This window comes from Chthonomonas sp., assembly GCF_035294505.1.
Classification (GTDB): Bacteria; Armatimonadota; Chthonomonadetes; order Chthonomonadales; family Chthonomonadaceae; genus Chthonomonas.
Genome location: NZ_DATGKU010000023.1, coordinates 1 through 1,588 on the forward strand (window position 1 = coordinate 1; position 1,588 = coordinate 1,588).

3 protein-coding genes are annotated in these 1,588 nt (G+C 58.7%); all 3 read left to right on the forward strand.

The annotated features are described in order from the left end of the window. The coding region (locus tag VKV18_RS00765; protein WP_324202320.1) for a hypothetical protein at nt 1–197 on the forward strand (197 nt) is incomplete at its 5' end. 166 nt (nt 198–363) lie between these two features. Next, nucleotides 364–867: a transposase gene (locus tag VKV18_RS00770; RefSeq protein WP_324202321.1), complete on the forward strand. Its 504-nt coding sequence runs from the start codon at nt 364–366 to the stop codon at nt 865–867. A gap of 367 nt (nt 868–1,234) precedes the next feature. After that, on the forward strand, nt 1,235–1,588 hold a 354-nt coding region (locus VKV18_RS00775), incomplete at its 3' end, for a Swt1 family HEPN domain-containing protein (protein WP_324202322.1).

The following is a 1,588-nucleotide window of genomic DNA, read 5'->3' on the forward strand; positions in this document are numbered from 1 at the left end:
AGGGGGCCAGCCCGCGCCATCAGGCCAGTCAGCGCTATCGGGCCAGTCGGCGCTATCAGGCCACCCGCAAGGGGTGGCCCTACTATACACGACCGCTGGCGCGGCTCGCAGAGCCGCGTTTGCCGGGCGCAAGCCCGACCGGTCGATCTGTTTGCGCACAACGCAAGCGAACGGGCGTGGGGGCATATCGTATATAGTAGGGCCACCCCTTGCGGGTGGCCTGGGTGGTGGTGGTGGGTGGCCTGGGTGGTGGTGATGGGTGGCCTGGGTGAGGTGTACGGTGTGTATCGCGTGTCGGCGTGTGCGGCGAGTGGGAAAAATAGTTTGATGGTTGTCCGGGTAATTTAGGAAAGGGGGATATCGTTGGAGCAACATCGTAGAAGATACAATTCGGACCTTTCTCATCAGTGGAAAAGAAAGTCGTTACGACTGAAAACACACAATTATGGGTGGTCGGCCAGCTATTTCGTCACGCTTAGTGCAAGCGTGTTCGAGGCTATCTTTGAGATACCGGAACTGCATACTATTTTAGCTCAGACATGGGAAGGACTGCCCGGAAGGTTTCCGAGTGTTACCCTGGATGAATTTGTGATTATGCCCGATCATGTCCATTTTATTATCCATATAGAAGGCAATGTGGAGAAGCCCACAACGCTGGGCAGAGTCGTGGGTGCATACAAGTCCCTGACAACAGTAGCATGGCTGCGCCACCTCGAAGCCGCCGGGCGAGAATGTATGGAATATCCCGGCATCATCTGGCAACCAGATTACTTTGAACGTATCATCCGCGACACCCAGGAACTGGAAAACACTCGCCAGTATATACGCAACAACCCGCTGAAACTGCAACAACAGCAGGAACAATAGGGAGAGCAACAGGAATGGGAGCAACAACAGAGACAAAAAAGACAACAGAATAAACAACAGCAACAACAACAAGATACTTAAATACCACCCGGCTATCCGGCTACCCGTCCCGGCCACCGTCCCTGGTACCGTCCCGGCCACCGCCCCTGGTACCGTCCCGGCCACCGCCCCAGGCCACCCGCAAGGGGTGGCCCTACTATACACGGGCGCAAGCCCGGTGGGTCGATCCGTTCGTCGAACGGCAATGTGGGGCAGCGGGGACGTATATAGTAGGGCCACCCCTTGCGGGTGGCCTGGGATGCGGGATGGATGACCGTGGGTGGGGGTGGCCTGGGGGGCGGGTGGCCTGGGATGCGGCGGATCGGGGATGCGGCGGTACATCGATTGCAATGAGCAGGAGGTTTTTATGGCACAGAGCAACCACGAGCGTGTGGGGCGCGCATTGAGTCTGCTGAAGCAGGGGTTGCAGCCCTTTGTGGAGCGCCAGATGCAGGCGGTCTATGGGGCGCGCTGGCAGTATGAGGCGGTGCAGGCGTTGCGCGATCAACATATCGGCGAGGATGGCCTGCACCTGGATTCACAGGCGTTGCTGTTGATCATCTGGGATCAGTGGCAACCGGTGTTCAGGAGCGTGCTGGGACACGCGGAACGGGCGCTGGTGAGCGAGCTGCGCGAGACACGCAACGAGTGGGCGCACCAGCGTCCCTTCAGCACGGATGAT